Below are 26,155 nucleotides of genomic sequence, written 5' to 3'. Positions count from 1 at the left end.
GCGCCGTCATAGAGCCTTTCGGCCTCCCGCGAAACGGCGGCTTTCAGTCCGCGTCCGCCACGGCCGCGATCATCGCCTTCGTCACGGACTGGCGCACCGTGCCGTAGTCCGCCCACGGGTCGGGCTCGCCGAGGCGCTCGATCACCCGGTCGGGCGTGAAGCCGTTGGCCCGATCGAGAGTTTCCAGCTCTTCCCAGGAGACGGGCACCGCCACCGGGCAGCCGGCGCGGGCGCGTGTCGAATAGGGCGCGATCGCCGTCTGCGCCCGGCCGTTGCGCATCCAGTCGATGAAGATGCGGCCTTCGCGCTTGGCCTTCGACATCACGGCGACGAAGCGGTCGGGGTCGCTTGCCGCCACGCGGTTCGCGAGCCCCCGCGCGAAGGCCGCGACCCCCTCCACGTCGCGTCGCCGGTCGAGCGGCACCACGACATGGACGCCCTTGCCGCCGGTCACCATCGGCCAGCTGCGCAGGCCCAGCGTGTCGAGGGCGTCGCGCATCAGCACGGCGGCGGAGCGAACGTCGGCGAAACCCAGCGCCTCGTCGGGGTCGAGATCGAAGACGAGCCGGTCGGGCCGATCCTGCGAGGCGTTGTGGGCGCCCCAGACATGGAACTCCACGGCGCCCATCTGCACCGCTGCGATGAGGCTGCCGGCATCCGCCAGGCTCATGTAGGTGGCATTCTCGCCGCGCTTCTCCTCGACCTCCACCGAGCCGAGTGCCTCGGGAAAGCCCTCGCCGGCATGCTTCTGGAAGAAGCGCTGTGCGGATGGCCCGCCGGGGCAGCGCAGGATCGACAGCGGTCGCTCGCCGGCATGGGCGAGAAGCCGCGGCGCGACGATCTCGTAGTAGCGCCCGAGATCTCCCTTCGTGAGATGCAGGTCCTCGAAGAGCACGCGGCCAGGGTGAGTGAGGCGCACGCCCGCGATTTCGATCGGATCGTCGCCCTCTTCCTCGCGCCGTCCGGCCGTTTCGCCGCCATTCGCCGGGGCCTCGCCTTTCGTGGGCTTGGCGGGTTTCGATCCGCCGTCCTTCGATCGGCTGCGCTTGGCGCCCACGCTCGACGCCGCGCCATCGTCATCGCTGGTGTCCGCCTTCGTCTCGTCCACCACCTCGTCCGCCGGCTTGTCTTCGCGCAGGCCCTGGAACGCCCCGTGGCGGATCTGCCCGTCTGCCGTGAACTCGGCGAAATCGACCTCCGCAACGAGGTCCGGCGTCACGAAGCGCGCCGTGCGCCGGATCGGGCCGGGCAGGGGGGCGTCGAAGGGCGAGGTCTTGCGCGCGAGGCGCTCGAAGCGCGCGGCGAGGTCCTGCATCGTCTCGTCGTCGAAGCCGGTGCCGACCCGGCCACAATAGCGAAGGCCGTCGCCCTCCCGCACGCCGACGAGCAGCGAGGCGAAGGCGCGGCCCTTCTTGTCGGAACTCGCGAAGCCGCCGATGACGAATTCCTGGCGCCGGGTGCATTTGGTCTTCTGCCAGTCGCCGTTGCGATCGCCCGCATAGGGCGCGTCGGCGCGCTTGGAAACGATGCCCTCCTCGCCCGCCTTGCAGATGCCCGCGAAGACCTTGGGCCCGTGCCCGCGCACGTGATCGCTGTACTGGAGCGGGGTGCCCTCCGCCGCGCCGACGAGGGCGCGGAGCTTCTCCTTGCGGGTCATCAGCGGCTCGCCGGTGAGATCCTCCCCGTCGAGATGCAGGAGATCGAAGCAGAAGCAGGAGAGCTCGCCTCCTTCCTTCAGCGCCGCCTGTAGCGAGGAGAAGTCGCTCCGACCGTCCTTGTCGAAGGCCACCACCTCGCCGTCGATCAGCGCGCTGCGGCAGCCGAGCGCCAGCGCCGCCTCCGGCAGACGGCCGAACCGGTCGGTCCAGTCGAGTTCGTTGCGGGTGTAGAGCCGCGTCCGGCCGTCGCCGATCGCGATGAGGACGCGGTAGCCGTCGTATTTCACCTCGTGCAGCCAGTCGTCGCCGGCCGGCGCCTCGTCCACGAGGCGGGCGAGCTGCAGCGGGCGAAAGGCCGGCATGGCGTCGGCGCGTCCGCTCCGACGACGGGGGGAGGGCGTCTCGCCGTCCGACGCCTTGGGGTCCCGCGCCTTCTTGTGCGGCGCGGCCTTGTGGGTCACCGGCACGACCTTCGGGGCCTTCTTCCCCGTCGGCCGCTTCCAGGTCTCGTCGCCGGCCGCGATCGCCGCCATGTCGCGGCCCGTCTTGGCGCTGCGGTCGGCCGCGAGAAAATCCTCGCCGATCCGCACCTCCCCGTCCTTCTCCTTGATCAGCAGCCAGTTCTCGCGCTTCTCCTTAGGCCGAGGCTTCATGCGGATCAGCGCCCAGCGTCCCCGCATCTTCTCGCCGTGCAGGATCATCTTGAGATTGCCGTCGGCCAGGCCCCTCTCGGCGTCGCCCTCCGGCTCCCATGTGCCGCGGTCCCAGACCATCACGGTGCCGCCGCCATACTCTCCCGCGGGGATCGTGCCCTCGAAGTCGCCGTAGTCCATCGGGTGGTCTTCGGTGCGCACCGCCAGCCGCTTGTCGGCGGGGTCGAGGCTCGGCCCGCGCGTCACCGCCCAGCTCTTGAGAACGCCCTCCCATTCCACGCGGAAGTCGTAGTGCAGGCGCGTCGCGTCGTGTTTCTGCACCACGAAGGCGAGACCTTCGGCGCTGGCCGCGCCGCCGGAGGGCTCGCTGGTGCGCGCGAAGTCGCGCTTCTGGCGGTAGCTCTCGAGGAGGGTTTCGGCCTTGCTCGCCATCGCTCCCTCAGGCGCTCTTGCGCTTCGGCGCGGCCTTCTTCGCCGGTGCCTTTCTGGCGGGAGCCTTCGCGGTTGCCTTGCGACGCGGCTTCTCGTCCTCGTCGTCCGCGTCGTCGTCCTCCTCGTCCTCCGCCCCGCCCTTGGCGCCTTCCAGGCTCTTCTTCAGGCTGGCCATGAGGTCGATGACGTTGGACTTGCCGCCCTTCGTCGGCGCCTCGTCGGCGCCGTCATCGTCGGGGTCGGAGACGCTCCCGGTCTTGCGCTTTTCCTCGATCAGGGCCTTCAGCGCGGCGGTGTAGTGGTTCTTGTAGGTCTCGGCCTTGAAGGCGCTCGACTTCTTGGCGATCAGCGCGCGGGCGACGTCGAGAAGGTCGTCCTCGGTCTTGCCCTCCTCGATGTCGGAGAAGAGATCGTCGGCCTTCTGGATCTCCTCGGCGTAGTGCAGCGTCTCCAAGAGCAGCCCGGTGCCGCAGGGGCGCAGCGCCACGAGATATTCCTTGCCGCGCATCGTCAGCTGCCCGAGCCCGCTCTTCTTCGACTGGCGCAGCGCGTCGCGCACCACGCGAAAGGCGTCTTCGGCCAGCTCGTCCTGCGGCACGACGTAATAGGGCTTGTCGTAGTAGAGCGGCGAGATCTCGCTCTGGTCGACGAACTGCACGAGTTCCAGCGTCTTGCGCGTCTCGAGCTTGACGTCCTCCATCTCCTCGTCGGTGAGGAGCACGTAGTTGCCCTTGGAGACCTCGAACCCTTTGACGATGTCCTCCTTCTTCACCGGGCCGATGCCCGGCGCCACCTTCTCGTAGCGGATGCGCTTGCCCGACTCCTTGTGGATCTGGTGAAAGGCGATCGTCGCGCCCGACTTGGTCGCAGCAAAGATCTCCACGGGGATCGACACCAGCGAGAGGCGGATCTGGCCTTTCCAGACGGGACGGCGGGCCATGGCGATGCTCCTGCGACGCGCACACCCCGGGGGCGCGTGGACTCGGGCAACGCCGATCCCGACCCGCCGTTCCCGCATCGGCTCGATTCAGAAACCCTTGGATAAACGAGGGCTTGAGTCCGGCGGGGGTTGAAGCTTGGGGCCGCGATCCCCAGCCTCCGCGGCGAGGCCGCCATCACCCGGCATCGCCCGAAGGACCGCCATGATCCGTTTCCTCCACACCGCCGACTGGCAGATCGGCAAGCCCTTCGGCGGCTACGGCGACGACAAGCGGGGTGAACTGCGCGCGGAACGGTTCCGGGCCGTGGAGCGCCTCGCCGCGCTGGCGACCGAGCGCGAGGCCGCCTTCGTGCTGGTCGCCGGCGACGCCTTCGATGCCAACACCGTGTCCGAGCGCGAGATCCAGCGGACGCTCGACGCGATGGCCGGCTTTCGCGGCCCCTGGATCCTGCTGCCCGGCAATCACGACGCCGCGCTCAGCGTCTCCGTCTGGACGCGGCTCGCCCGCATGCGGCGCGAATGCGAGATCGTCGTCGCCGACCGGCCGGAGCCGATCGCGCTTCTGGGTGGCGAGGCGGTGGTGCTGCCGGCGCCCCTCACGCGCCGCCACGAGGGCGCCGACCTCACCGCCTGGTTCGACCATGCCGAGACCCCGCCGCGCGCCTTTCGCATCGGCCTCGCCCACGGCTCGGTCGCCAACCGGCTGCCCGAGAAGGCCGAGAGCGGCAATCCGATCGCCGACGACCGCGCCGCCCGCGCCCGGCTCGACTATCTGGCGCTCGGCGACTGGCACGGCTTCCTCGCCATAGCCGAGCGCACCGTCTATGCCGGCACGCCCGAGCCCGATCGCTACCCCGCCAACGAGCCGGGCTTCGCGGCGCTGGTGGAGATCGACGCCCCCGGCGCCGCCCCCCGCGTCGAGCGTGTGGCCACCGCGCGCTATCGCTGGCGCGCCCTCTCCCTGCGTCTGCAGGGCGACATCGCCGCACTCGACGACGCGCTCGCCGCGCTGCCGGCGCCGCGCGACACGCTGGTCGATCTGACGCTCACGGGCAGCCTTGCGCTGCGCGACCGCGTGGCGCTGCAGGCGCGGCTCGACGAGTGGGACGCGCGGCTCTTCGACCTGCGCATTCGCGACGCCGATCTCCTCGACGAGCCCGACGAGGAGGATCTGGACCGGATCGACCTCGCCGGCTTCGTGCGCGTGGCGGTGGAGCGCCTGCGCGAGAAGGCCGCCGATCCCGCCGATCCCGAGCGCGAAGCGGCGGCGATGGCGCTGCGCATCGCCTACGTCGAACACGCCCGGCTCGCCGGCGGCGAGGGCTGACCCCGATGTATCTGAAATCCCTCGCCGTGCGTGATCTCGCCGGCACCGTCTCGGCCGAGATCCTCGACTTCGACCGCGGCCTCAACGTCGTCGTCGGCGACAACGAGGCCGGCAAGTCGACGCTGCTCGCCGCCCTGCGCGCCGCCTTCTTCCAGAAGCACCGCGCCACCGGCGAGGCCGCTAAGGCGCTCGCCCCCTACGGGCGGCAGGTGCGGCCCGAGGTCGCCGTCGAGTTCGAACTGAACGGCACCGCCTATTCGCTCAAGAAGGCCTTCCTCCAGCGGCCCGACGCCGAACTCGCCTGGGCCGGCGGCCGGCTGGCGGGAGACGCGGTGGAGGAGCGGCTGGCCGAACTGTTCCGCTTTTCGCATCCCGGCCGGGGCGAATCCAAGCTCGGCGAGCATCAGGGCGCCTTCGGCCTTCTCTGGGTCGAGCAGGGTCGCTCGCCGCATGGGCTCGATCTCGGTGTCGGCAAGGACGCCGTCACCGCCTCGCTGGAAGGCGAGGTCGGCGTGATCCTCGGTGGCGAGCGCGGCCGGGCGCTGCTGGCGGCCTCGAAGGCGCTGCAGGACCGCTTCTTCACCAACACGCTGCGGCCGAAATCCGATTCGCCGCTGAAGATCGCCGAGGACGAACTCGAGACGCTGCGCCGCGACCGCGCGGAGGCGGAGGACGCCCATCGCCACGACGAGGAGCGGCTGGAGAAGCTCGCGCGGCGCCGCGAGATCCTCGCCGGCTATGAGCGCGACGACGCGGTGGCGGCGGCCGAGCGCGCGCTCGAAGTCGCCGAAGAGCGCGCCCGCGCGGTCGCCGGCCGGGAGCGCGATCTCGTCGAGGCCGAGCGCGAACTGGCGCTCGCCACGAACCGACGCGACACGGCGGGCGAGCGCGTGGCGCAGCGCCGGCGGCTGGCGGAGGCCGCGGACCGGGCGGCGGACGCGCAGACGAAGGCCGCCACCGCGCTCGCCGAGATCGCCGCCGACGCCGCCGGCGGGGAGGCCGGCATCGAGCGGCTGGAGGCGGCCCGCGCCGAGGCGCTGCAGGCGCTGGCCGCCGCCGAGCGCGACGACGAGCGCGCCGTCGCCGCGACCGAGCGACGGCGCCTCGCCGACGAGATCGCCCGCGTCGAAGGGCGGGTCTGTGAGGCGCGGGAGGTCGAGATGGCGCTCGCCGCCCTTCGCGCCGAGGCCGCCGCGCAGCCTTTCGACCCCAAGGCGCTGAAGACCCTCGAAGCGCTGGAGGCCGATCGCCGCGCCGCCTCGGCGGCCGTCGCCGCCACTGCGCCGACGATCCGCTTCGAGCCGGAGGGCGGAGCGTCGGTCACCGACGACGCCGGGCGGACGCTCGCGTCCGGGGAGCCGCTCGCCGTGGCCTCGCCCCGGCGTTTCCATCTCGAAGGCTTCGGCTGGATCGGCGTCGATCCCGGTCCCGGCGCGGCGGAACTCGCGGGCCGCCAGCGCGCCGCCGAGGATGCGATGCGCGCCGGCCTCGCCAAGGCCCGCGTCGCCTCGCTCGACGAGGCCCGGCGCCTCGCCGCCCGCGCCGAGGAGCGGCGGATGGAGGCAGGCTCGCTGACGGCGCGACTTCAGGCCATCCTGCCCGAAGGCCTCGCGTCGGCGGGCGAGGCGCTGGCCGCCTCGCGCGCCACGCTCGAAGCACTGCCGGCGGCGGACGAGGGCGCCGCCGACGCCGACGCCGATGCGAAGGCGCTGCGGGCCCGCCGACGCGCCGCGCAGGAGCGCGCCGAAGAGGCGGCCCGTTTGCTGGAGGCCGCCCGCCGCGCCGCCGCCGCGCTCGCCTCGCGCCGCGCCGGGCTGGAGGCCGATGCACGCCACCGCGCGGAGGAGGCGGATCGCCTGCGCGCCGAACTCGGGGATGCCGAAGCTCGGCGTGCCGCGGCTGCGCTCGCCGAGGACCTCTCCGCCACGGAACTCGACCGCGCGGCCAAGGAGGCGGTGGCGCAGACACGCCGCGCCGCGCTCGGCGGCGCCGACCCGGACGGCGCGGCGCGCGCGCTGGCCGGATCGAAGCGCGCGCTGGAGGAACTCAACCGCACGGTGCGGGCGCTGCGCGACGAGATCATCGCGCTCGAGACCGAACTCGGCGTGCGCGGTGCCGCGCAGCTCGGCGAAACCCTGTCGCGCTTGCGCGACGAGATCGAGGCCGCCGAGCCGCGCGTCGCGCGCCTGACGCTGGAGGCGGGGGCCGCCAAGCTCCTGCACGCGACGCTCATCGCCGCCCAGCGCGAGGCGCGCGAGCACTGGCTCGGGCCGATCAAGGCGCAGGTCGCGCCCTATCTGCGCATCATCCATCCCGAGAGCGAGATCGAGCTGGACGAGACGACGCTGGAGATCCGCAGCCTGCACCGGCGCGGCGTCGAGGAGGAGTTCCGGCGCCTGTCCTCGGGCGCGCGCGAGCAGGTGGCCGTGGTCACGCGTCTGGCGCTCGCCAACGTCCTGAAACGCGGCGGGCATCCCGCGGCGGTGATCCTCGACGACGCGCTCGTCAACACCGACGAGGTGCGCCTCGGGCGCATGCACGAGGTGCTGCGCCAGGCGGCCGAGGGCCTGCAGATCATCGTGCTCACCTGCCGCGAGCGCGACTTCCGCCATCTCGGCGGCCGGACCTTCCGCCTGTAGCCCCCACGAAAAAAGGGGCCGCCACCGGCGACCCCTTTTTCGACAAAGCATGAGTTGAGCGATCAGGCCGCCTTCTTGGTGCCGATCAGCTTGCGGTTGATCAGGAGCTCGGCGATCTGCACGGCGTTGAGCGCCGCGCCCTTGCGCAGGTTGTCGGCGACGATCCAAAGGTTGAGGCCGTTCTCGATCGTCTGGTCCTCGCGGATGCGGCTGATGTAGGTCGCGTCCTCGCCGGCCGTCTCGATCGGCGTGATGTAGCCGCCGTCCTCGTGCTTGTCGACGACGAGGCAGCCCGGCGCCTGGCGCAGGATGGCGCGCGCCTCGTCGGCCGTGATCGGGTTTTCGAACTCGATGTTGACGCTCTCGGAATGGCCGATGAACACGGGCACCCGCACCGCCGTGCAGGTCACCTTGATCTTCGGGTCGAGCATCTTCTTGGTCTCGACCATCACCTTCCATTCCTCCTTCGTCGAGCCGTCTTCCATGAAGACGTCGATATGGGGAATGACGTTGAAGGCGATGCGCTTGGTGAACTTCTTGTTGGTCGTCGGATCGGCCACGAACACGGCGCGCGACTGCTGGAACAGCTCGTCCATGCCGTCCTTGCCGGCGCCCGAGACCGATTGGTAGGTCGAGACGACGACGCGCCGGATCGTGGCGTGGTCGTGCAGGGGCTTCAGCGTCACCACGAGCTGCGCGGTGGAGCAGTTGGGGTTGGCAATGATGTTCTTGCGCGTGAAGCCCGCCACCGCGTCGGCATTCACCTCCGGCACGATCAGCGGCACGTCCTGGTCGTAGCGGAAGGCCGAGGAGTTATCGATGACGACGCAGCCCTTGGCGGCGATCTTCGGGGCCCATTCCAGCGCCACCGAACCGCCCGCCGACATCAGGCAGATGTCGGTGCCCGCGAAGTCGTAGGTCTCGAGCGCCTTCACCTTCAGCGTCTTGTCGCCGAACGAGACCTCGGTGCCCTGAGAGCGGCGCGACGCGATTGCCACGACCTCGTCGGCGGGAAACCCGCGCTCCTCGAGGATGTTGAGCATCTCGCGGCCGACATTGCCCGTCGCGCCGACGATCGCAACCTTGTAACCCATGGTGTGACCCTGTCCTTCGCCCCCCGCGACCTCGTCATGCGCTCGGAACCCCGTCCCGGGGGAGCGCGGGACGAGGGATCAGATAATCGCAGTTTTGGTGGTGGAGCGCGTGAACATGGGAACGCGATATGCGCCCGCGCGGCCCGGGAGTCAATCGGGCCAGAGCCGGGGTCGCCAGGGCGGAGGGTTCGTGCCGCCGATGAGCCAAAAGGCCCCATGAACGAAAAGACCGGCCACCTTTCGGTGCCGGTCCTCGTCGCATCACGTCGTCGGTGCGTCGTCTCAGACGCGGCGGTCCGGGTAGCTGTTGGCCGCCACGGTGCCGTTGCGGCGCGCGCTGCGCTCGGCGAACTTCTTCGTCACCCAACCAACGAACAGGGCCTTGATGATACCGCGGATCATGATCGTCTCTCCGATTGCTCTCTGCCAGCAACAAGGATCGAGACGACCGCGAGTTCCCCCGTTCACGCAAAAGCGAGGCGAGGGGGCGAGATTGTGGCCGAACCGCGGCGAATGATGCTTTCCATTTCGTTGAAAACCGTTAGCGTCCGGGTTGTGCCACCAAGGCACGATGCTGCCCTACGCATGGCAGACCGGGAGGGAAAGAGTGGCGAGCTATCAGCACAGTGCGGCAGGGGAACCGGCCAGGACCCCGATGACGAAACGGGAGAGGAAGGTGATCATCGCCTCCTCGCTCGGCACCGTCTTCGAGTGGTACGACTTCTATCTCTACGGGACGCTCGCGACGATCATCGGTCGTCAGTTCTTCTCGCAGTTTCCGCCGGCCACGCAGGCGATCTTCGCGCTGCTCACCTTCGCCGCCGGCTTCCTCGTGCGCCCGTTCGGCGCGCTCGTCTTCGGCCGCCTGGGTGATCTCGTCGGCCGCAAGTACACGTTCCTCCTGACGATCTTGATCATGGGCCTGTCGACCTTCGCGGTCGGCCTGCTGCCGAGCTACGACCAGATCGGTGTCGCCGCGCCCATCATCCTCGTGCTCCTGCGCATGGCGCAGGGTCTGGCCCTCGGCGGCGAATACGGCGGCGCAGTGGTCTACGTGGCCGAGCATTCGCCGCGCAACCGCCGCGGCTTCTACACGGCCTGGATCCAGACGACCGCCACGATGGGTCTGCTCCTGTCGCTCGCCGTCATCGTGACGCTGCGCCTCAACCTCGGCGAGGACGCCTTCCAGACCTCGCAGCCGCTCTTCCTCGGCCTCGAGGGCGGCTGGCGCATTCCCTTCCTCCTGTCGATCGTGCTCCTCATCATCTCGACCTACATCCGCCTGCAGATGCACGAATCGCCGATCTTCCAGAAGATGAAGGAGGAGGGCACCCAGTCCAAGGCGCCGCTCTCCGAAGCCTTCGGCAACTGGAAGAACGGCAAGATCGTGCTGATCGCGCTGTTCGGCCTCGTCATCGGTCAGGCTGTCGTCTGGTACACCGGGCAGTTCTACGCGCTGTTCTTCCTCCAGACAGTGCTGAAGATCGATCTTCTGACGGCGAACGTCCTCATCGCCTGGGCGCTGATCATCGCGACGCCCGGCTTCCTGATCTTCGGCAGCCTGTCGGACCGGATCGGGCGAAAGCCCGTGATCCTGGCAGGCTGCCTGCTGGCCGCGCTGACCTACTTCCCGCTCTTCGGGGCGCTCACCTCGGCCGCCAACCCGACCTACTCGAACGCCATCGAAACGGTGCGCGCCGAAGTGGTGGCCGACCCCGCGACCTGCGGATCGCTCTTCGATCCGGTGAGCATCCGGGTCTTCACCAGCCCCTGCGACGTGATGCGCCGGACCATGTCGCAGCAGGCCTATCGCTACACGCAGACCTCGGCGCCGGCCGGGACCCCTGCCCAGCTCGTCGTCAACGGCGGCACGCCGATCGCCTTCACCGACGCGGCCGGCTTCACTGCCGCGCTCGGCCCCGCCATGGTGGCGGCCGGCTATCCGTCGGCCACCGATCCGGCCAAGGTCAAGATCGATGGGTTCTTCTCGGCGCTCGGCAACGGGCAGGCGCTGAAGGTCATCGCGATCCTGACGATCATGGTCGTCTACGTCACCATCGTCTACGGTCCGATCGCAGCCGCGTTGGTGGAGTTCTTCCCGACCCGCATCCGCTACACCGCCATGTCGCTGCCCTACCATATCGGCAACGGCTGGTTCGGCGGCCTGCTGCCGGCGACCTCCTTCGCGATCGTCGCCTCCACCGGCGATATCTTCGCGGGCCTCTGGTACCCGGTGATCTTCGCGCTGCTGACCGTCGTGATCGGCGTCATCTTCGTGCGTGAGAAGAAGGGCGTCGACCTCGCGGACTGAACGGGACCGAGCGGTCCCCTCGTCAAGAAAAGGGCCCCGGCGGCGACGCCGGGGCCCTTTTCGTTGGAACCCGCAAAGGAGGAGAGGGTCAGGCCGCAAGCGTACCGCGCAGCGCCGCGGCCACCGCGTCGCCCATCTCGGTGGTGCCCACCTGCCGGCAGCCGGGCGCCATGATGTCACCGGTGCGCGTGCCCGCTTCGAGCACGCCGGCGATCGCCGCCTCCAGCGCGTCGGCCTCGCGCGTCATCGCGAAGGAGTAGCGCAGCATCATCGCGAAGGAGGCGATCATCGCGATCGGGTTGGCGATACCCTTTCCGGCGATGTCGGGCGCCGAGCCGTGCACGGGCTCGTAGAGCGCCTTGCGCGTGCCGGTCGCCGCATCCACCGCGCCGAGCGAGGCGGAGGGCAGCATGCCGAGCGAACCCGTCAGCATCGCCGCGATGTCGGAGAGCATGTCGCCGAAGAGATTGTCGGTGACGATGACGTCGAACTGCTTGGGCGCGCGCACCAGCTGCATGCCGCCGGCGTCCGCCAGCATGTGTTCGAGCCGCACGTCCGGATATTCGTCGCGCCCGATCCGGCTGACCACCTCGTTCCAGAGAACGCCCGTCTTCATGACGTTGCGCTTCTCCATCGAGGTGACCTTGCCGTGGCGGGTGCGGGCGGCCTCGAAGGCGGCGCGGGCGATGCGCTCGATCTCGTAGGTCTCGTAGACCTGCGTGTCGACGCCGCGCTTCTGGCCGTTTCCGAGATCGACGATCTCCTTCGGCGAGCCGAAATAGACGCCGCCGGTGAGTTCGCGCACGATGAGGATGTCGAGCCCGTCCACCAGCTCGCGCTTCAGCGACGAGGCCTCGGCCAGCGCGGGATAGCAGATGGCGGGGCGCAGGTTCGCGAACAGCGCCATCTCCTTGCGAAGGCGCAGGAGGCCCGCCTCGGGACGCAGGTCGTAGGGAACCGCGTCCCATTTCGGTCCGCCAACCGCCCCGAAGAGCACCGCGTCGGCTGCCGTGGCGCGCGCCATGTCGGCGTCCGAGATCGCCGCGCCATGCGCGTCGTAGGCCGCGCCGCCGACGAGCCCGGTCTCGGTCTCGAAGCCCGCCGCCGCCTCGTCGTTGAGGATCGCGATGATCTTCGAGACCTCGCCCATGGCCTCGGGGCCGATGCCGTCGCCGGGCAGGAGCAGCAGTTTGCGCGTCGTCATCGGCGTTCGTCCTTCGCTGGGGCGGTGCGGGTCGGGGCGATCCCGTCCGGTCGTCGTTTCCCAGCGTCGTACAACGGCGTCGTGCCGTGGGCCAAAGCCTTTTTGCCCGCGGGCTCCGCAACGGTCCCGAAGCTCGCGCGGCCCTCGGGCGAAGGCTCCCGGTCTGCGCAGAACGGACGGGCGCAGGCGGGATCATTCCGCGGCGGCAGGGGAATGGCAAGGCAGGTGTATCAATTGCTTTACCATCTAGCCCAATAGCGTGCTTTTCCCGGAACCGGATTCATCGGCGATTCAGCGGTTCGGCGCACGGTGACGACGACGATCCGGACAGTCTCGGATCAAAGCGTCGAAGGCTCCCATGCGACTGTCGATCAAAACCAAACTCGCCGCGTCCTTCGCATCCGTGGTCATCCTGTCGGCCGTGGCGGGCTGGGCGGGAATCCAAAGTCTGGGTGCGGCCAACGAGCGGGCCGACGACTTCGCGACGGGTCCGTTCCAGCAGGTCCAGCGTCTGTCCGATCTCCTGACCCTGCAGAACGCTTCGCGCCGGGCTCTCGTCGAGATCGTCCTCAGCGAGGACGAGGCGGGAACGAACGCACTGGTCGGCGAGTTCGAAGCCGCCAGCGCCTCGATGGCGACGTCGCTCGAAGCCTATCTCGCCAGTCTTCCCGAGGCGCGCCGGGCCCAGGCCGCCGATCTGCAGGCCACGCTGACGGAGCTGAAGGCGGGCTTCGGAGAGGCGCTGCCGCTGGCCATGACGACCCGGCGGTCGGATGCGATCGAGGCCATGGCGAAGGCCGAGCCGCTGTCACGCGGCATCTCGGGCGATCTTCTGCAGCTGCAGAGCGCGATCAAGAATGCGACGCAGACGCCGCTCAGCGCCATCGCCCAGCAGGTCATCTCCGACATTCGCGTCCGGTTCCCAGAGCTCAAGATGATGTCGGCGCAGGCGCTGCTCGAAAGCGACGACGCCAAGCTTGCCGCCATCGCCCGCAACGTCAAGGCGGCCACCACGCAGATGGACTCGCTCCTCAATCAGGTTCGCGGTGCCGTCAGCCCCAATCTTCTGCCGCGCCTTGAGAAGGTCGAGAAGAACTGGGCGGCCTTCCGCTCGGCGATGAACGAGTGGGTGGCGGGCGGCCTCGCCAACGACAACACCCGCGCCGCCGAGCTCAACGCGCAGAAGGTGATGCCGGTGGCGCAGCGATTCGAGGCGCGCCTGCGCGAACAGCTCGACGCGGAACGCGGCGTCGCCGCCGAGTTCGTAGCGGCGACCACCCAGTCCTACGCCTCGACCCGCCTGATGCTGACGGCGCTTGTCGCCGCGGCCGCGATCCTCGGCGCCCTCGCGGCGGCGATCATGGCGGTGTCGATCTCGCGTGGGCTGAAGCGCTCGCTGGATCTCGCCGATGCCATCGGCGGCGGCGATCTCACCACGTCCGTCGAAGCGAAGGGCCGGGACGAGATCGGCGACCTGCTGCGCTCGATGAACGCGATGCGCCTGCATCTCGCCTCGATCGTCTCGGACGTGCGCGTCTCGGCGGGACAGGTGGCCTCCGGCTCGGCGCAGTCCGCCGCCACCGCCGACCAGCTCTCGTCGGGCTCGACCGAGCAGGCCGCGGCCTCCGAGCAGGCTTCGGCCGCGATGGAGGAGATGACGGCCAACATCCGTCAGAACGCCGACAACGCTTCTACCACCGAGAAGATCGCGGCGCAGGCCAGCATCAGCGCCGAGAAGACGGGCGAGGCGGTGGCCCATTCCGTCGAGGCGATGCGCACCATCGCCCAGAAGATCCAGGTGGTGCAGGAGATCGCCCGCCAGACCGACCTTCTGGCGCTGAACGCGGCGATCGAGGCGGCCCGCGCCGGCCCGCATGGCAAGGGTTTCGCGGTGGTGGCGTCCGAGGTGCGCAAGCTCGCCGAGCGCTCGCAGCAGGCCGCGGCCGAGATCGGCACGCTGTCCTCGCAGACGCTGGTCATCTCGGAGGATGCCGGCCGCATGCTCTCGGCGCTGGTGCCCGACATCCAGCGCACGGCCGAACTCATCACCGAGATCTCGGCGGCCTGCCGCGAGCAGACGATCGGCGTCGAGCAGATCAACCAGGCGATCCAGCAGCTCGACCAGGTGACGCAGGCCAATTCCGGCGCCGCCAACGAGATGTCGGCGACTTCGGGACAGCTATCCGCGGAAGCCGGCCGTCTGAACGAACGCGCCGCCTTCTTCAAGCTGGCCGAGGGCGAGACGACGCCGGTCGGTGTGGGTGTCGGCGTCGGGGTTCCCGTCGCGATCCCGAACGAGGCGCGGGCACCGGCGGCGGTGAGCGAACTCCCCGTGCATCGCCTTCAGGCGAGTGCCGTGAGCTTCGCCGCCGCGCGGTCTCCGGCCAAGCCGAAGGCCGACGACGGCTTCGACTTCGACCTCGGCGGCGGCGGTTTCGAGCGCATGAGCTCCTGATCCCAGCACGCCTCGTGACGAGAATGGCCCGGTTGCACCCGCAGCCGGGCCATTCTCTTATGGGGTCATCGACGAAAGGCCGTCGCCTCGATCTCGACCTTCATCTCCGGCCGGATCAGCCCGGCGACGAGCAGGGTGGCGGCCGGGCGGATCTCGCCGAACCAGCGTCCGGTCACCGCGAAGACGGCGTCCTGGAACGCCGCGTCCGTGACGATGGTGCGAACGCGCACCACGTCCGTCATCGAGAAGCCGGCCTCGCTCAGCGCCGCCTCGATCGTTCGCAGCGCGTTCTCGGCCTGCGCCCCGACGTCGCCGGGCATGGTCATCGCGGCGTAGTCGTAGCCGGTGGTGCCCGAAACTAAGCACCAGGGGCCATCGGCCACCGCGCGCGAGTAGCCGGCCTGCCGCTCGAAGGGCGAGCCGGTGGAGACGAGCCGCCGTCCCGTGTCCTTCCGGTCGCTCACCTCGCCCGCCCTCAGGCCCAGGGACGCTCGGAGGCGAGCTTCTCTTCGAACGTCGTGATGTCGCCTTCGCGCTCCAGCGTCAGGCCGATATCGTCGAGCCCGTTGAGCAGGCAATGCTTGCGGAACGGGTCCATCTCGAAGGCGATCGTGCCGCCGTCCGGCCGGCGGATCTCCTGCGCTTCCAGATCCACCGAGAGCGTGGCGTTCGCGCCCTTCTCGGCGTCGGCCAGAAGCGCGTCGAGCTGGCCTTGCGTCACGCGGATCGGCAGGATCCCGTTCTTGAAGCAGTTGTTATAGAAGATGTCGGCGAACGAGGTGGAGATCACGCAGCGGATGCCGAAGTCGAGCAGCGCCCAGGGCGCGTGCTCGCGCGAGGAGCCACAGCCGAAATTGTCGCCGGTGACGAGGATTTCGGCTTGCCGGTAGGCCGGCCGGTTGAGCACGAAGCTCTCGTTCTCCGAGCCGTCCTCGCGGTAGCGCAGGTTGGCGAAGAGGCCGACGCCGAGCCCCGTGCGCTTGATCGTCTTCAGGTAGTCCTTGGGAATGATCATGTCGGTGTCGACGTTGAGGATGGGCAGCGGCGCGGCGACGCCGGTCAGGTGGTCGAACTTCTGCATGGAACCGGTCCTTCTGACGACGAGGGGCTAGACGACGAGCGGCGAGACGGCGAGGGGCGATGCGCCGTCCTACACCCGATCGCCCCGGCGGCGAAAGGGCGGCGCCGGGGCGATCCGTCCACCGGCTTGCCGGACGGTGCGAGATCGGGCAGATCAGCGGCCATGGTGTCCGCCGATCCGCTCCTGCGCTCCGTCCTCTTCGTTCCCGCCGCCAACCCGCGCGCGCTCGCCCGATCCGCGAGCCTCACCGTCGACGCGTTGATCTTCGATCTCGAGGATTCCGCGGCCGAAGACGAGAAGGACGCCGCGCGCGAGGCGCTGCGCACCCACCTCCTCACGCTGCGGGGCGCCCCCACAGGGCCGCTGCGAGCGGTGCGCATCAATCCGCTGGACACCCGCCACGGCACGGAAGACCTGCTCATGGCACGGGGCGCGCGCGTCGACGTCATCGTCCTGCCGAAGGTCGACGGGCCGTCGCGGCTGCACGAGGCCAGCCGCGCGCTGGTCGAGACCGACGCGCCGGCCGCGATGCGTCTCTGGGCGATGGTCGAGACGGCGCGGGGCGTCGCCAACGTCCAGGCGATCGCCGACGCCGCGCCGCACCATGCGCTCGGCGCGCTGGTCGCGGGGCCGAACGACCTCGTCGCCGAGGCGGGCCTGCGCCTCTCGCCCGGCCGGCCCGAACTCATGCCCTGGCTCGGGCCGATGCTCGTCGCGGGCCGGGCCGCCGGCATTCCCATTCTCGACGGCGTCTACAACGATGTCGCCGACCGCGAGGGCTTCGCCGCCGAATGCCGGCAGGGGCGGGCGCTCGGCTTCGCCGGCAAGACGCTGATCCATCCCGCGCAGATCGAAGCCACCGAGGCCGCCTTTTCGCCGAGCGCCGAGGAGATCGCCGAGGCCGAGGCGATCGTCGCCGGCTTCGCCGAGCCCATCGCGGCCGGGCGCGGCGTCATCCGCATCGGCGCCCGCATGGTCGAGCGCCTTCATCTCATGCGGGCCGAGGCGCTGCTGGCGTGGGCCCGAACCATCGCGCAACGCCGAGGAGACCTCCCGTCATGAAGCTCTACCGCCTGATCACCGGCCCCGACGACGCCGCCTTCTGCCACCGGATCTGCGATGCTCTCGCCAAGGGCTGGGAGCTGCAGGGCAGCCCGGCCTACGGGTTCGACGCCGCGGCCGGCGTGATGAAATGCGCGCAGGCCGTGGTGAAGACCGTGGAAGGCAAGACCTACGCCTCCGACATGAAGCTCGGCGAGCAGTGAGCGCCCGGCGGCGCGCTGCGGCAGGGCCCGCGCGCCGCGTCGCAGGGAGGGCGCGTCCCGTGCCGGGCACCCGGCGTGGCAGCGAAGGCTGCGGGCGCTTGGGCACGCGGCGGTGAGGCGGCTCGGCCATGCGCTGGCGGGGCTGGCGGCGCTCGTATGCGTCCTCCTCAGCCTCGCTCTGCTCGGCATCGTGGTGCCGCGCGCCGCCGACCGCGACTTTCCGCCGGCCGGAACGGCCACGGGCCGAACGGCGGTCTATCTCGCGGCCAACCCGATCCACACCGACATCCTCCTGCCGGCGACGCCGGAGATGCTGGCGCGCTTCGGCTTCCTGGCGCGCGACGGCCTGCCGCTCGATCATCCCGACCTCGCCACGATCGTCGTCGGCTGGGGCGGCCGGGCCTTCTACACGCAGACCCCGACCTGGGCCGATCTCACGATGGATGCCGTCTGGCGCTCGGTGACGCTCGACCGCTCGGTGCTGCATGTCTCGCTCGGCGGCCGGGTCTCTGAGGAGCAGCCCGGCCTCCTGCGGCTGGACCTCTCGGATGCCGCCTTCGCAGCGCTCGTCGGCTTCGTCGAGGAGAGCTTCGAGCCGGGCGCGGACGGCACGCCGCGTGTGCTGCCGGGCGCGGCCTACGGGGCTTTCGACCGGTTCTACGAGGCGCGCGGGCGCTTTAACCTGCTTCTCGGCTGCAACACCTGGACCGCGGCGGCGCTGCGCGCGGCAGGCCTTCCCACCGGCCTCTGGTCGCCCCTGCCGCCCTCTCTCCTCTGGGGCTTGCGGCTCCACGCGCCCGTGGCAACGAGCTCCTAGGCGCGGACGCTAGTCGGCCGCCGCCTCCAGCGCTTCCATGTCCTCGTCCGACAGGCCGAAATGGTGGCCGATCTCGTGGATGAGCACATGGCCGACGAGCGTGCCGAGGCTCTCCTCGTGCTCGGCCCAATAGTCGAGGATGGGCCGGCGGTAGAGCAGGATGCGGTTGGGAAACTCGCCGGTCTGCGGCGTGCCCACCGCGGCCACCGCACGCCCCTCGAAGAGGCCGAGAATGTCGAAGGGGGTCTCCAGGCCCATTTCCTCCACCACGTCGTCCTCGGGAAAATCGGCGACGTGGAATCGGATCTCGCCCGACAAGGCGCGGAACGCGTCCGGCAGCAAGGCATAGGCGTCGAGCGCCAGCGCCTCGATCTCCTCCAGGCTCGGCGCCAGTCGCCGGCCCCAGTCGCTCGTCTGATCGAGTTGCCCCATGAGATCCCCTTCGTGACGCCGGGGCTGGTGCGAGCCCGACTCTCAGGTTCCCACACATTCGGGTCGCGCCCACGCCCGTCAACCGTTCGTCCGCACGATCCCCAGCCGAACCCCTGCGGCGAGGGACGCCGCGAACTTGTCCTCAAGATTTCGTTCCTTTTCCACAGGAAAATAATCCCCTTCCGCCTTTCTTGACTCACCCTGCCGTCTCTGGAATCCATAGGAACATAAGTGGAACATATGTCGGTATCCCACCGGCTGTGACGACGATGGCATCCATCGGCGAAGGGATCGGTCATGGCGTCGGAATGGATGGGAGATCACGCGTCACGCCGCGCCAAGCCCTCGTCGCATCGGCATTCCGACTGGCCGGTTTCACAGGACGAAGACGGCGCGCCCGAGGTGTTCGATGAGGGCGAGGCGGGCGACGACGACGCTGGAGACCTCGTGCCGGCCGAGCCTTCGCGGCAGCCCCGCCCCGTCGCTCTCGCCGCGCTTCGGGGCGCGATCCGGCGGATCGAAGGGCAGCCGGCCTGCCGCATGGAGGAGCCGGACCGGCAGGCCGGCGGCGCCCGGACGAAGGAGAATGATCCTACGATCCGCGCGCACGTCGCCTCGTCCGGTTCCGCGTCGTTCGAGCGTCTCTCGCTCGGGCTCGAGCGCGCCGACCGATTGCTCGGCGGCGGCTTTCCGGCGGCGGCGCTGAGCGAGATCCGCGTCGATGCGGTGCGCGACGGCGGCGCGGCGCTCGGCTTCGCGCTGGCGCTCGCCGCGCTCTTCGGCGCCTCGGCCCGCCGGCCCGTGATCTGGATCGCGGCGGCGCCGATGCTCGGCGAGGCCGGCTGGCCTTATCGCCCCGGCCTCGCCGGCTTCGGCCTCGACCCCGACGCGCTCGTGATGGTGCGCACGCGCCGGCTGGACGAGGCGGCCTGGGCGGCCGAGGAGGCGGTGCGCTCGGGCGCGGCCGCGCTCACCCTTCTGGAGCTGCAGGGAAACCCGGCCCGGCTCTCGCTGGAGGGCACGCGGCGGCTGCAAACCCGCGCGCGCGACGCCGGCCGGCCGGTGCTCCTGCTGCGCCAGGGCGCCTTCGCCGAGTCCACCGCCGCGCCGCTGCGCCTCCACGTGGCGCCGCATCGCGCGGCGCCCGTGCCCGGCCTCGCCGATCCCCGGCTCATCGGTCCGCCCCGCTTTCGTCTGGCCGTCGAGAAATCGCGCGACGGCCGCCCCGATCACATGCTCCTCGAATGGAACAGACATGACCGACGTTTCCTCGAGCCCGCCGCAGCGCTTCCTGGCGCTTCTGCTGCCGCGCCTGTCGACGGACCGGATCCGGCGCGAGCGTCTGGGCCGGTCGTGGCGTGGCCCGGTGCCCGCCGCGCGGGCTGAGGCGGGCCCGGCGACCGGCATCCGGGGAGGAGGGGGCGTGGCATCCTCGGTCGCCGCGCCGGGGGGGCTCCTGTCCGTACCCGTCGCCGCCGGCAGCGCCCACCGGCCGCCGGCACGGGCGGGATCGCTCGGCCATGGTCTCCCGGCCGCGCGCTGGCCCGAAGCCGACACCGCCTGCGCCGGGCTCACGCCGCTCGCCCTGTACGAGCGGATCGCCGGCGCCGACCGGATCGTCGCCCTGTCGCAGGAGGCCGAGGCGCTTGGCTTGCAGCCGGGCCTCGGGGTGGCGGAGGCACGGGCGCGCTTTCCCGCGCTCGACCTGCAGCCCGCCGACCCCGCCGCCGACGCGCGCCTTCTCGATGCCGTCGCCGACTGGTGCGACCGCTACACGCCGCTCGTCGCCCTCGACGGCACGGACGGGCTGATGCTCGACGTGTCCGGCTGCGCCCATCTCTTCGGCGGCGAGGCGGCGCTGGCCGCCGATCTCCTCGCCAATCTGGCCCGGCAGGGTTTCGCCGCGGAGGCTGCGCTCGCCTCCTGCGCCGGCACGGCGATGGCGCTCGTGGGGGCGGGCGGGCGGAGGGAGGTGCCGCCCGGCGCCGAGCGCGAGGCCGTCGCGCCGCTCGGCCTCGGCGCCCTGCGTCTGGACCCCGCGCTTGCCGCCACGCTGCGCCGCCTCGGCCTCGTGCGCGTCGGCGATCTCCTCGCCCTACCGCGCGCCGGCCTCGTGCGCCGTTTCGGCGCCGATCTCGCCCGGCGGCTGGACGAAGCTACGGGCGCGGCGCGCCGGCCCATCGGTCCGCGCCGCCCGGTGCCGCTCCTCATCCACGAGCGCCGCCTCTTCGAGCCGGTCAGCCTGGTGGAGGACATCCTGCGCCTCGTCGGCCATCTCGCCGCGCGGCTGCGCGAGGATCTGGAGCGGCGCGGCGAGGGGGCGCGGCTGGTGGAACTCGCGCTCTTCCGGGTCGACGGGCGGGTCGAGCGCCTGCATGTGCGCACCGGCGCCCCCTTGCGCGACGCCGCCCGCATCGAGCGCCTCTTCGCCGAGCGGCTGAAGGCGGCCGACGACGAGATCGACGCGGGCTTCGGCTACGATCTCGTGCGCCTTTCGGTGCTGGCGAGCGAGGCGATGGCGGAGCGCCAGCGCGATCTCGCCGACGATCCGCGCGCCCCGGAGGAGACCCTAACGCAGCTTCTCGACCGGCTGAGCACGCGCCTCGGCGAGGCCTGCGTCTTCGGCCTCGGCGACGTCGCCTCGCACCGGCCCGAACGGGCGCAGGCGCGCCGCGCCCCGGCCGCCGCCGCCGTCCCGATCCTGCGGCCTGCGCTCGGCCCCCGTCCGCTGCGCCTGTTCGAGACGCCCGAGCGCGTGGAGGCCACCGCCGAAGTGCCGGACGGGCCGATCCGCCAGTTCCGCTGGCGCCGCGCCTTCTACCGCGTCGGGCGCATCGAAGGGCCCGAGCGCATCGCGCCCGAATGGTGGCGCGAGGGGGCCCATCCCGAGCGCGACTATTTTCAGGTCGAGGACGACCACGGCCGGCGCTACTGGCTCTTCCGCGAGGCGCCCGCCGCCGGCCCGGTGCCCGGCTGGTTCCTGCACGGCCTCTTCGCGTGAGTCCCGCCGAGCCGCGGGTGATCCCCGCCGGCGCCGGCTTCTGCGAGATCGGCGCGGCCTCCAACTTCTCGTTCCTGCGCGGCGTCTCGCATCCGCGCGAGCTGGTGGCGGCGGCGAAGGCTTTGCGCCTCGGCGGCCTCGGCCTTGCCGACCGCAACACGTTGGCGGGTGTCGTGCGCGGCTACGGGCAGGCGCGCGAGGACGGCTTTCCCTTCCGGCCAGGCGCTCGGCTCGTCTTCGCCGACGAGACGCCCGACATTTTCGCCTATCCGCGCGACCGCGCCGGCTGGGGGCGGCTCTGCCGGCTGCTCACGGTCGGCAACCTGCGCGCCGCCAAGGGCGAGTGCCATCTGCGGCTCGCCGATCTCCTCGAATGGGGGGAGGGGATCAACCTCGCGGTGCTCGCGCCCGATGGGCTCGGCGGCGAGGGGGCGGCGCCGGTGGAGGCGGAACGCCGGCTCGGCGCCGCGCTCGGTCCCTTGCGGGCGGCCTTCCCGCGCGCCGTGCGGCTCGCCGTGGCGCCGCGTCACGACGGCGGCGACGCCCGGCGGCTCGGGCGCGCCGCGCGGCTGGCGGCGGACGCCCGCACGCCGATGCTCGCCACCAACGACGCGTTCTACCACGTCGCCGACCGCCGCCGGCTGGCCGACGTCGTCACCGCCATTCGCGAGCACGTGCCGATCGCGGAGGCCGGTTTCAGGCTGGGGCCGCACGCCGAGCGCCGTCTCAAGCACGAGGGCGAGATGCTGCGCCTGTTCCGGGGGCACGAGGGAGCGATCGCCGAGGCGCGGCGCTTCTTCGGCGAGCTCGATTTCGACCTGAAGTCGCTGCGCTACGAATATCCCGACGAGGGCCTGCGCCTCACCCGCAGCCCTGCCGCCGAGTTGCGCGCGCTGGCCGAGGCGGGCGCGCGCTGGCGCTACCCCACCGGCGTGCCTCCGAAAGTGTCGGCGCAGATCGAGCACGAGATGGCGATCATCGAAACGCTGAAATACGAGCCGTATTTCCTCACCGTGCATCGCATCGTCCAGGCGGCGCGGCGAAAGGGCATCCTATGCCAGGGGCGCGGGTCGGCCGCCAACTCCACCGTCTGCTACTGCATCGGCATCACCGAGGTGAACCCGCAGATCACCGGCCTCCTGTTCGAGCGCTTCATCTCGCCCGATCGCGACGAGCCGCCCGACATCGACATCGACTTCGAGCACGAGCGGCGCGAGGAGGTGATTCAGTGGATCTACGAGACCTACGGCCGCGACAACGCCGCGATCGCGGCCACCGTGATCAGCTACCGCACGCGCTCCTCGGCGCGCGAGGTCGGCAAGGCGTTCGGCCTGTCGGACGACGCGATCTCGGCGCTGGCGGCCTCCGTCTGGGGCTATTCGCCCTCCGACCTCGGCGAGCGCGAGGCCCGCGCCGCCGGCCTCTCGCCGACCGACGTCACCACGCGCCACGTCCTCGAACTCTCGTCCGAACTCATGGAATCGCCGCGCCATCTCTCCCAGCATGTCGGCGGTTTCGTGCTGACGCGCGGCCGGGTGGACGAGGTCGTGCCGCTGCTCAACACCGGCATGAAGGGGCGCACCATCGTCGAATGGGACAAGGACGACCTCGACGAGCTCGGCATCCTGAAGATCGACATCCTGGCGCTCGGCATGCTCTCCTGCCTCTACCGCGCCTTCGCGATGCTGGAGACGCATTATCCCGGCGAGGTCACGCAGGACGGCCGGCCGATCTCGCTCGACACGCTTCCCAAGGCTCCGCGCGGGAACGAGCCGGTCTGGCTTATGACGCACCGAGCGGACACGCTCGGCGTCTTCCAGATCGAGTCGAGGGCGCAGATGACGATGCTGCCCAAGCTCCGGCCGAACGAGTTTTACGATCTCGTGGTGCAGGTCGCCATCGTGCGGCCCGGCCCGATCCAGGGCAACATGGTGCATCCCTATCTCAAGCGCCGCATGGGGCTGGAAAAGGTCGACTATCCCAAGGACGAACTGAAGGCCGTGCTCAAGCGAACCTGGGGCGTGCCGTTGTTCCAGGAGCAGGCGATGCAGATCGCCATGGTCGCCGCCGGCTTCACCGGCGCCGAGGCCGACAAGCTGCGCCGCGCCATGGCGACCTTCAAGCGCACGGGCAAGGTGGAGAGCTTCAAGGCCAAGATGGTCGAGGGCATGGTCGCGAACGGCTACGAGCGCGACTTCGCCGAGCGCTGCTTCCGGCAGATCGAGGGCTTCGGCGAGTACGGCTTTCCCGAGAGCCACGCGGCCTCCTTCGCGCTCCTCGTCTACGCCTCCTGCTGGATCAAGTGCCACTATCCCGACGTCTTCGCGGCCGCTCTCCTCAACTCGCAGCCGATGGGGTTCTACGCGCCCGCGCAGATCGTGCGCGACGCGAGCGAGCACGGCGTCGAGATCCGGCCGCTCTGCCTCAACGCCTCGCGCTGGGACCAGGCGCTGGAGCCGGACGCGCTGCACCGGGATCGCATCCACCCGCGCCACCGCGCCATGGCCGACGCGATGCGCAGCCGCCACGCCGTGCGCCTCGGCTTCCGGCAGGTGAAGGGGCTTCCCGAAGGCGAGATGCGCCGCATGGTCTGGGTGCGCGACACGTCCGGCCCGTTCGATTCGGTCTGGGATCTCCAGCGCCGCGCCGGGCTTCCCCGCCGCACGATGGAGCGGCTGGCCGACGCCGACGCCTTCGCCGGGCTCGGCCTGTCGCGGCGCGACGCGCTCTGGGCGGTGGAGGCGCTGGACCCCGCCGCCGACGCGCTGCCGCTCTTCGAGCGCGCCATGGGGGGCGACCTGCGGCCCGAGGCGGCGGTGCATCTGCCGCCGATGCCGATGGGCGAGGAGGTGGTCAACGACTACCGGTTCCTGTCGCTGTCACTGAAGGCCCATCCGGTCTCGTTCCTGCGCAGCGCATTGGCCAAGCTCGGCATCGCGCCGAACGCCGCGCTGGCGAGCTTGCGTTCGGGCCGGCGGGTGGACGTGTGCGGCCTCGTGCTCATCCGCCAGCGTCCGGGCTCGGCCAAGGGCACCATTTTCATGACCATCGAGGACGAGGGCGGCATCGCCAACGTCATCGTCTGGCCCGCCACCTTCGAGCGCTTCCGGCCGGTGGTGCTCGGCGCGCGCTTCGTGCGGGTGCGCGGGCGCCTGCAGAGCGAGCGCGACGTGATCCACGTCGTCGCCGAATCGATCGAGGACCTGTCGCCGCTGCTCTCGCAGCTCTCCTCGGCGGGCCTGGAGGGTGCCCGCATCCTCAGTCCCACCGACCACGTGAAGAAGCCGCTGCGCTCGCACGTCACCCCGCGTGGCTCTGGCGCGCCGGTGCCCGACGCCATCGCGTCCGCGGCCGGCGCTCTCGCCGCGGCTCTCGCGAGGGCCGACGAGGTGCGCCGTCCCGTGCGCGAGGCCGGGCCGGTGCGCTCGCTCTTCGACCAGGGTCGCGCCCGGTCTCTCCCGGCGCCTCCGGCGGATGTCGCCGGCCCGCGCGACGTGCATGCCGTGCTGCCGAAGGGCCGCAACTTTCATTGAAGGCAGGCCGTCGGGTTGCCTCGCTGCCCCGCGCGACCATGGGAAAAGTTGGTAACGGACGACGGGAAACGACCGCGCACCATTCGATCGCGATCAAAGGAAGGTGATAAGGCGAGTTTTACCCATTCGGTGCTAGCTAAAATTCGGCGTTGGCTTAGCTTGTTTAGAATGAGGCCAAACCGAGGCGATGGCCGTCGCCGTTGGAGGCATCGGGGATCATTGACGACTGGGGCAGGGCGACGGGACGGTCGTCATGCCTTCAGCTGAGGGGCTGACTCTGACATTCTGCAACCGATCCCGCGGACCGACTCGCCGTCGCGCCCGCCTCGGCTTCGCCTTGATCGCGACGGCGACGCTCGCCGCCTGCCAGGGCCCGCAATCCACCTTCGATCCCGCCGGCACCGAGGCCGCGCGGGTGCTCGATCTGTTCTGGGTCATGCTGGCCGGCGCCACCGCCATCTGGCTCGTGGTGATGGGCATCTCCGTCTATGCCACGAAGGCGCATCCGGAAGCCCATAGCGAGAAATCCGGTCTGCGCCTCATCCTCTGGGGCGGCGTCGCCTTTCCCGTGGTGGTGCTGACGGCGCTGCTCGTCTTCGGGCTACGGATGATGCCGGACTTCCGCGCCCCCGCCGACGGGCCGCGCATCGCCGTCTCGGGCGAGCGCTTCTGGTGGCGCGTCCACTACGACACGCCGGATCAGCCGGGCGTCGCCAAGGCGCTGTCGGGCGAGGGCGTGCCCTCGGCCAACGAGGTCTGGCTGCCGGTCGGCCAGCGCTCCGAGATCCTGCTGGGCAGCCCCGACGTCATCCACTCCTTCTGGGTGCCCAACATCGCCGGCAAGACCGACACCATTCCCGGCCGCATCAACCGGCTGGTGGTCGAGCCGACGCGCGAGGGCGTCTACAACGGCATCTGCGCCGAGTTCTGCGGCACGGCGCATGCCCAGATGGGATTTCGCGTGCGCGTCGTCAGCCGCGAGGCCTATGCCGAGAAGGTCGCGGCGGAAGCGTCGCCCGCGGCCGTCCTCGACCATCCCGGCCGCGCGGCCTTCGAGCGCAACGGCTGCGGCGCCTGTCATCAGGTGCGCGGCACCGATTCGAACGGCCTCGTCGGGCCCGATCTCACCCATCTCGCCGCGCGCCAGACGCTCGGCGCCGGAATCCTGCCCGTGACGCCTGAGAACATCGCACGCTTCGTCGCGTTCACCGAACACGAGAAGCCGGGCGTGCAGATGCCCGATTTCGGCATGCTGCCCGAGACCGAGCTTCGCGACATGGCAGCCTGGCTGGGAGCCCTTCGTTGAGCGCCGC

General features: G+C 70.7%; 18 protein-coding genes. 11 read left to right on the top strand and 7 right to left on the bottom strand.

The genetic code is table 11. From position 1 onward, the window contains the following. Positions 1-43 precede the first annotated feature (43 nt). Positions 44-2,743 carry a DNA ligase D gene (gene ligD, locus GGR04_RS01775; RefSeq protein ID WP_183197239.1) on the bottom strand — a complete coding sequence of 900 codons (2,700 nt, stop codon included), beginning with the start codon at positions 2,741-2,743 and terminating at the stop codon, positions 44-46. A 7-nt stretch (positions 2,744-2,750) separates the two neighbouring features. Beyond that, positions 2,751-3,683: a non-homologous end joining protein Ku gene (gene ku, locus GGR04_RS01770; protein WP_183197237.1), complete on the bottom strand. Its 933-nt coding sequence runs from the start codon at positions 3,681-3,683 to the stop codon at positions 2,751-2,753. A 202-nt stretch (positions 3,684-3,885) separates the two neighbouring features. On the opposite strand from ku, the gene GGR04_RS01765 reads away from it, so the two are divergent. Continuing rightward, entirely contained in the window at positions 3,886-5,010 is a 1,125-nt protein-coding gene (locus GGR04_RS01765) for a metallophosphoesterase family protein (protein WP_183197235.1), read from the top strand. A gap of 5 nt (positions 5,011-5,015) precedes the next feature. Next, positions 5,016-7,649 (top strand): AAA family ATPase, encoded by a 2,634-nt coding sequence (locus GGR04_RS01760; protein ID WP_183197233.1) that lies wholly within the window; start codon positions 5,016-5,018, stop codon positions 7,647-7,649. Positions 7,650-7,711: 62 nt separating this feature from the next. Here GGR04_RS01760 and GGR04_RS01755 read toward each other — a convergent pair whose 3' ends face one another. After that, the gene (locus GGR04_RS01755; protein WP_183197231.1) at positions 7,712-8,743 is read right to left on the bottom strand and encodes an aspartate-semialdehyde dehydrogenase; all 1,032 of its coding nucleotides are present in this window, start codon (positions 8,741-8,743) and stop codon (positions 7,712-7,714) included. Positions 8,744-9,398: 655 nt separating this feature from the next. On the opposite strand from GGR04_RS01755, the gene GGR04_RS01750 reads away from it, so the two are divergent. Beyond that, complete coding sequence (locus GGR04_RS01750) at positions 9,399-11,054, top strand: MFS transporter (RefSeq protein ID WP_183197229.1); 1,656 nt, start codon at positions 9,399-9,401, stop codon at positions 11,052-11,054. Between the two features lie 88 nt (positions 11,055-11,142). Here GGR04_RS01750 and leuB read toward each other — a convergent pair whose 3' ends face one another. Further along, on the bottom strand, positions 11,143-12,258 hold the full coding sequence (leuB, locus tag GGR04_RS01745) for a 3-isopropylmalate dehydrogenase (RefSeq protein WP_183197227.1): 1,116 nt from the start codon (positions 12,256-12,258) through the stop codon (positions 11,143-11,145). Between the two features lie 358 nt (positions 12,259-12,616). On the opposite strand from leuB, the gene GGR04_RS01740 reads away from it, so the two are divergent. Then, complete coding sequence (locus tag GGR04_RS01740; RefSeq protein WP_246392618.1) at positions 12,617-14,713, top strand: HAMP domain-containing methyl-accepting chemotaxis protein; 2,097 nt, start codon at positions 12,617-12,619, stop codon at positions 14,711-14,713. A gap of 65 nt (positions 14,714-14,778) precedes the next feature. Here GGR04_RS01740 and GGR04_RS01735 read toward each other — a convergent pair whose 3' ends face one another. Both GGR04_RS01735 and leuD read right to left on the bottom strand, forming a co-directional pair. Then, positions 14,779-15,177: a RidA family protein gene (locus GGR04_RS01735; protein ID WP_183197225.1), complete on the bottom strand. Its 399-nt coding sequence runs from the start codon at positions 15,175-15,177 to the stop codon at positions 14,779-14,781. 11 nt (positions 15,178-15,188) lie between these two features. Then, positions 15,189-15,794 (bottom strand): 3-isopropylmalate dehydratase small subunit, encoded by a 606-nt coding sequence (gene leuD / locus GGR04_RS01730; RefSeq protein ID WP_183197223.1) that lies wholly within the window; start codon positions 15,792-15,794, stop codon positions 15,189-15,191. A gap of 162 nt (positions 15,795-15,956) precedes the next feature. On the opposite strand from leuD, the gene GGR04_RS01725 reads away from it, so the two are divergent. The 3 genes from GGR04_RS01725 (at position 15,957) to GGR04_RS01715 (ending at position 17,876) form a co-directional block, all read left to right on the top strand. Continuing rightward, positions 15,957-16,856 (top strand): HpcH/HpaI aldolase/citrate lyase family protein, encoded by a 900-nt coding sequence (locus tag GGR04_RS01725; RefSeq protein WP_183197221.1) that lies wholly within the window; start codon positions 15,957-15,959, stop codon positions 16,854-16,856. Beyond that, complete coding sequence (locus GGR04_RS01720; RefSeq protein ID WP_183197220.1) at positions 16,853-17,059, top strand: DUF1737 domain-containing protein; 207 nt, start codon at positions 16,853-16,855, stop codon at positions 17,057-17,059. Before GGR04_RS01725 ends, GGR04_RS01720 begins: the two co-directional genes overlap by 4 nt. A 112-nt stretch (positions 17,060-17,171) precedes the next feature. Next, complete coding sequence (locus tag GGR04_RS01715) at positions 17,172-17,876, top strand: TIGR02117 family protein (protein ID WP_312857383.1); 705 nt, start codon at positions 17,172-17,174, stop codon at positions 17,874-17,876. Between the two features lie 9 nt (positions 17,877-17,885). Here GGR04_RS01715 and GGR04_RS01710 read toward each other — a convergent pair whose 3' ends face one another. Further along, positions 17,886-18,308, bottom strand: coding sequence for a metallopeptidase family protein (locus tag GGR04_RS01710; RefSeq protein ID WP_183197218.1), 423 nt, complete (start codon positions 18,306-18,308; stop codon positions 17,886-17,888). Positions 18,309-18,605: 297 nt separating this feature from the next. Between GGR04_RS01710 and GGR04_RS23820 the strand changes: the two genes are divergently transcribed. The 4 genes from GGR04_RS23820 (at position 18,606) to GGR04_RS01695 (ending at position 26,148) form a co-directional block, all read left to right on the top strand. Then, positions 18,606-19,694: an ImuA family protein gene (locus tag GGR04_RS23820; RefSeq protein ID WP_246392616.1), complete on the top strand. Its 1,089-nt coding sequence runs from the start codon at positions 18,606-18,608 to the stop codon at positions 19,692-19,694. Continuing rightward, positions 19,675-21,309: a Y-family DNA polymerase gene (locus tag GGR04_RS01705; protein WP_312857409.1), complete on the top strand. Its 1,635-nt coding sequence runs from the start codon at positions 19,675-19,677 to the stop codon at positions 21,307-21,309. The genes GGR04_RS23820 and GGR04_RS01705 overlap by 20 nt, the downstream gene beginning before the upstream one ends. Then, positions 21,306-24,842 (top strand): error-prone DNA polymerase, encoded by a 3,537-nt coding sequence (locus tag GGR04_RS01700; RefSeq protein WP_312857382.1) that lies wholly within the window; start codon positions 21,306-21,308, stop codon positions 24,840-24,842. The genes GGR04_RS01705 and GGR04_RS01700 overlap by 4 nt, the downstream gene beginning before the upstream one ends. 253 nt (positions 24,843-25,095) lie before the next feature. Beyond that, the gene (locus tag GGR04_RS01695) at positions 25,096-26,148 is read left to right on the top strand and encodes a cytochrome c oxidase subunit II (RefSeq protein WP_183197214.1); all 1,053 of its coding nucleotides are present in this window, start codon (positions 25,096-25,098) and stop codon (positions 26,146-26,148) included. The last annotated feature ends 7 nt before the right edge of the window (positions 26,149-26,155 follow it).

Source organism: Aureimonas pseudogalii, assembly GCF_014196835.1.
Classification (GTDB): Bacteria; Pseudomonadota; Alphaproteobacteria; order Rhizobiales; family Rhizobiaceae; genus Aureimonas; species Aureimonas pseudogalii.
Note: the sequence above shows the minus strand (reverse complement) of the source record. Positions and strands in the feature narration are given on the sequence as shown.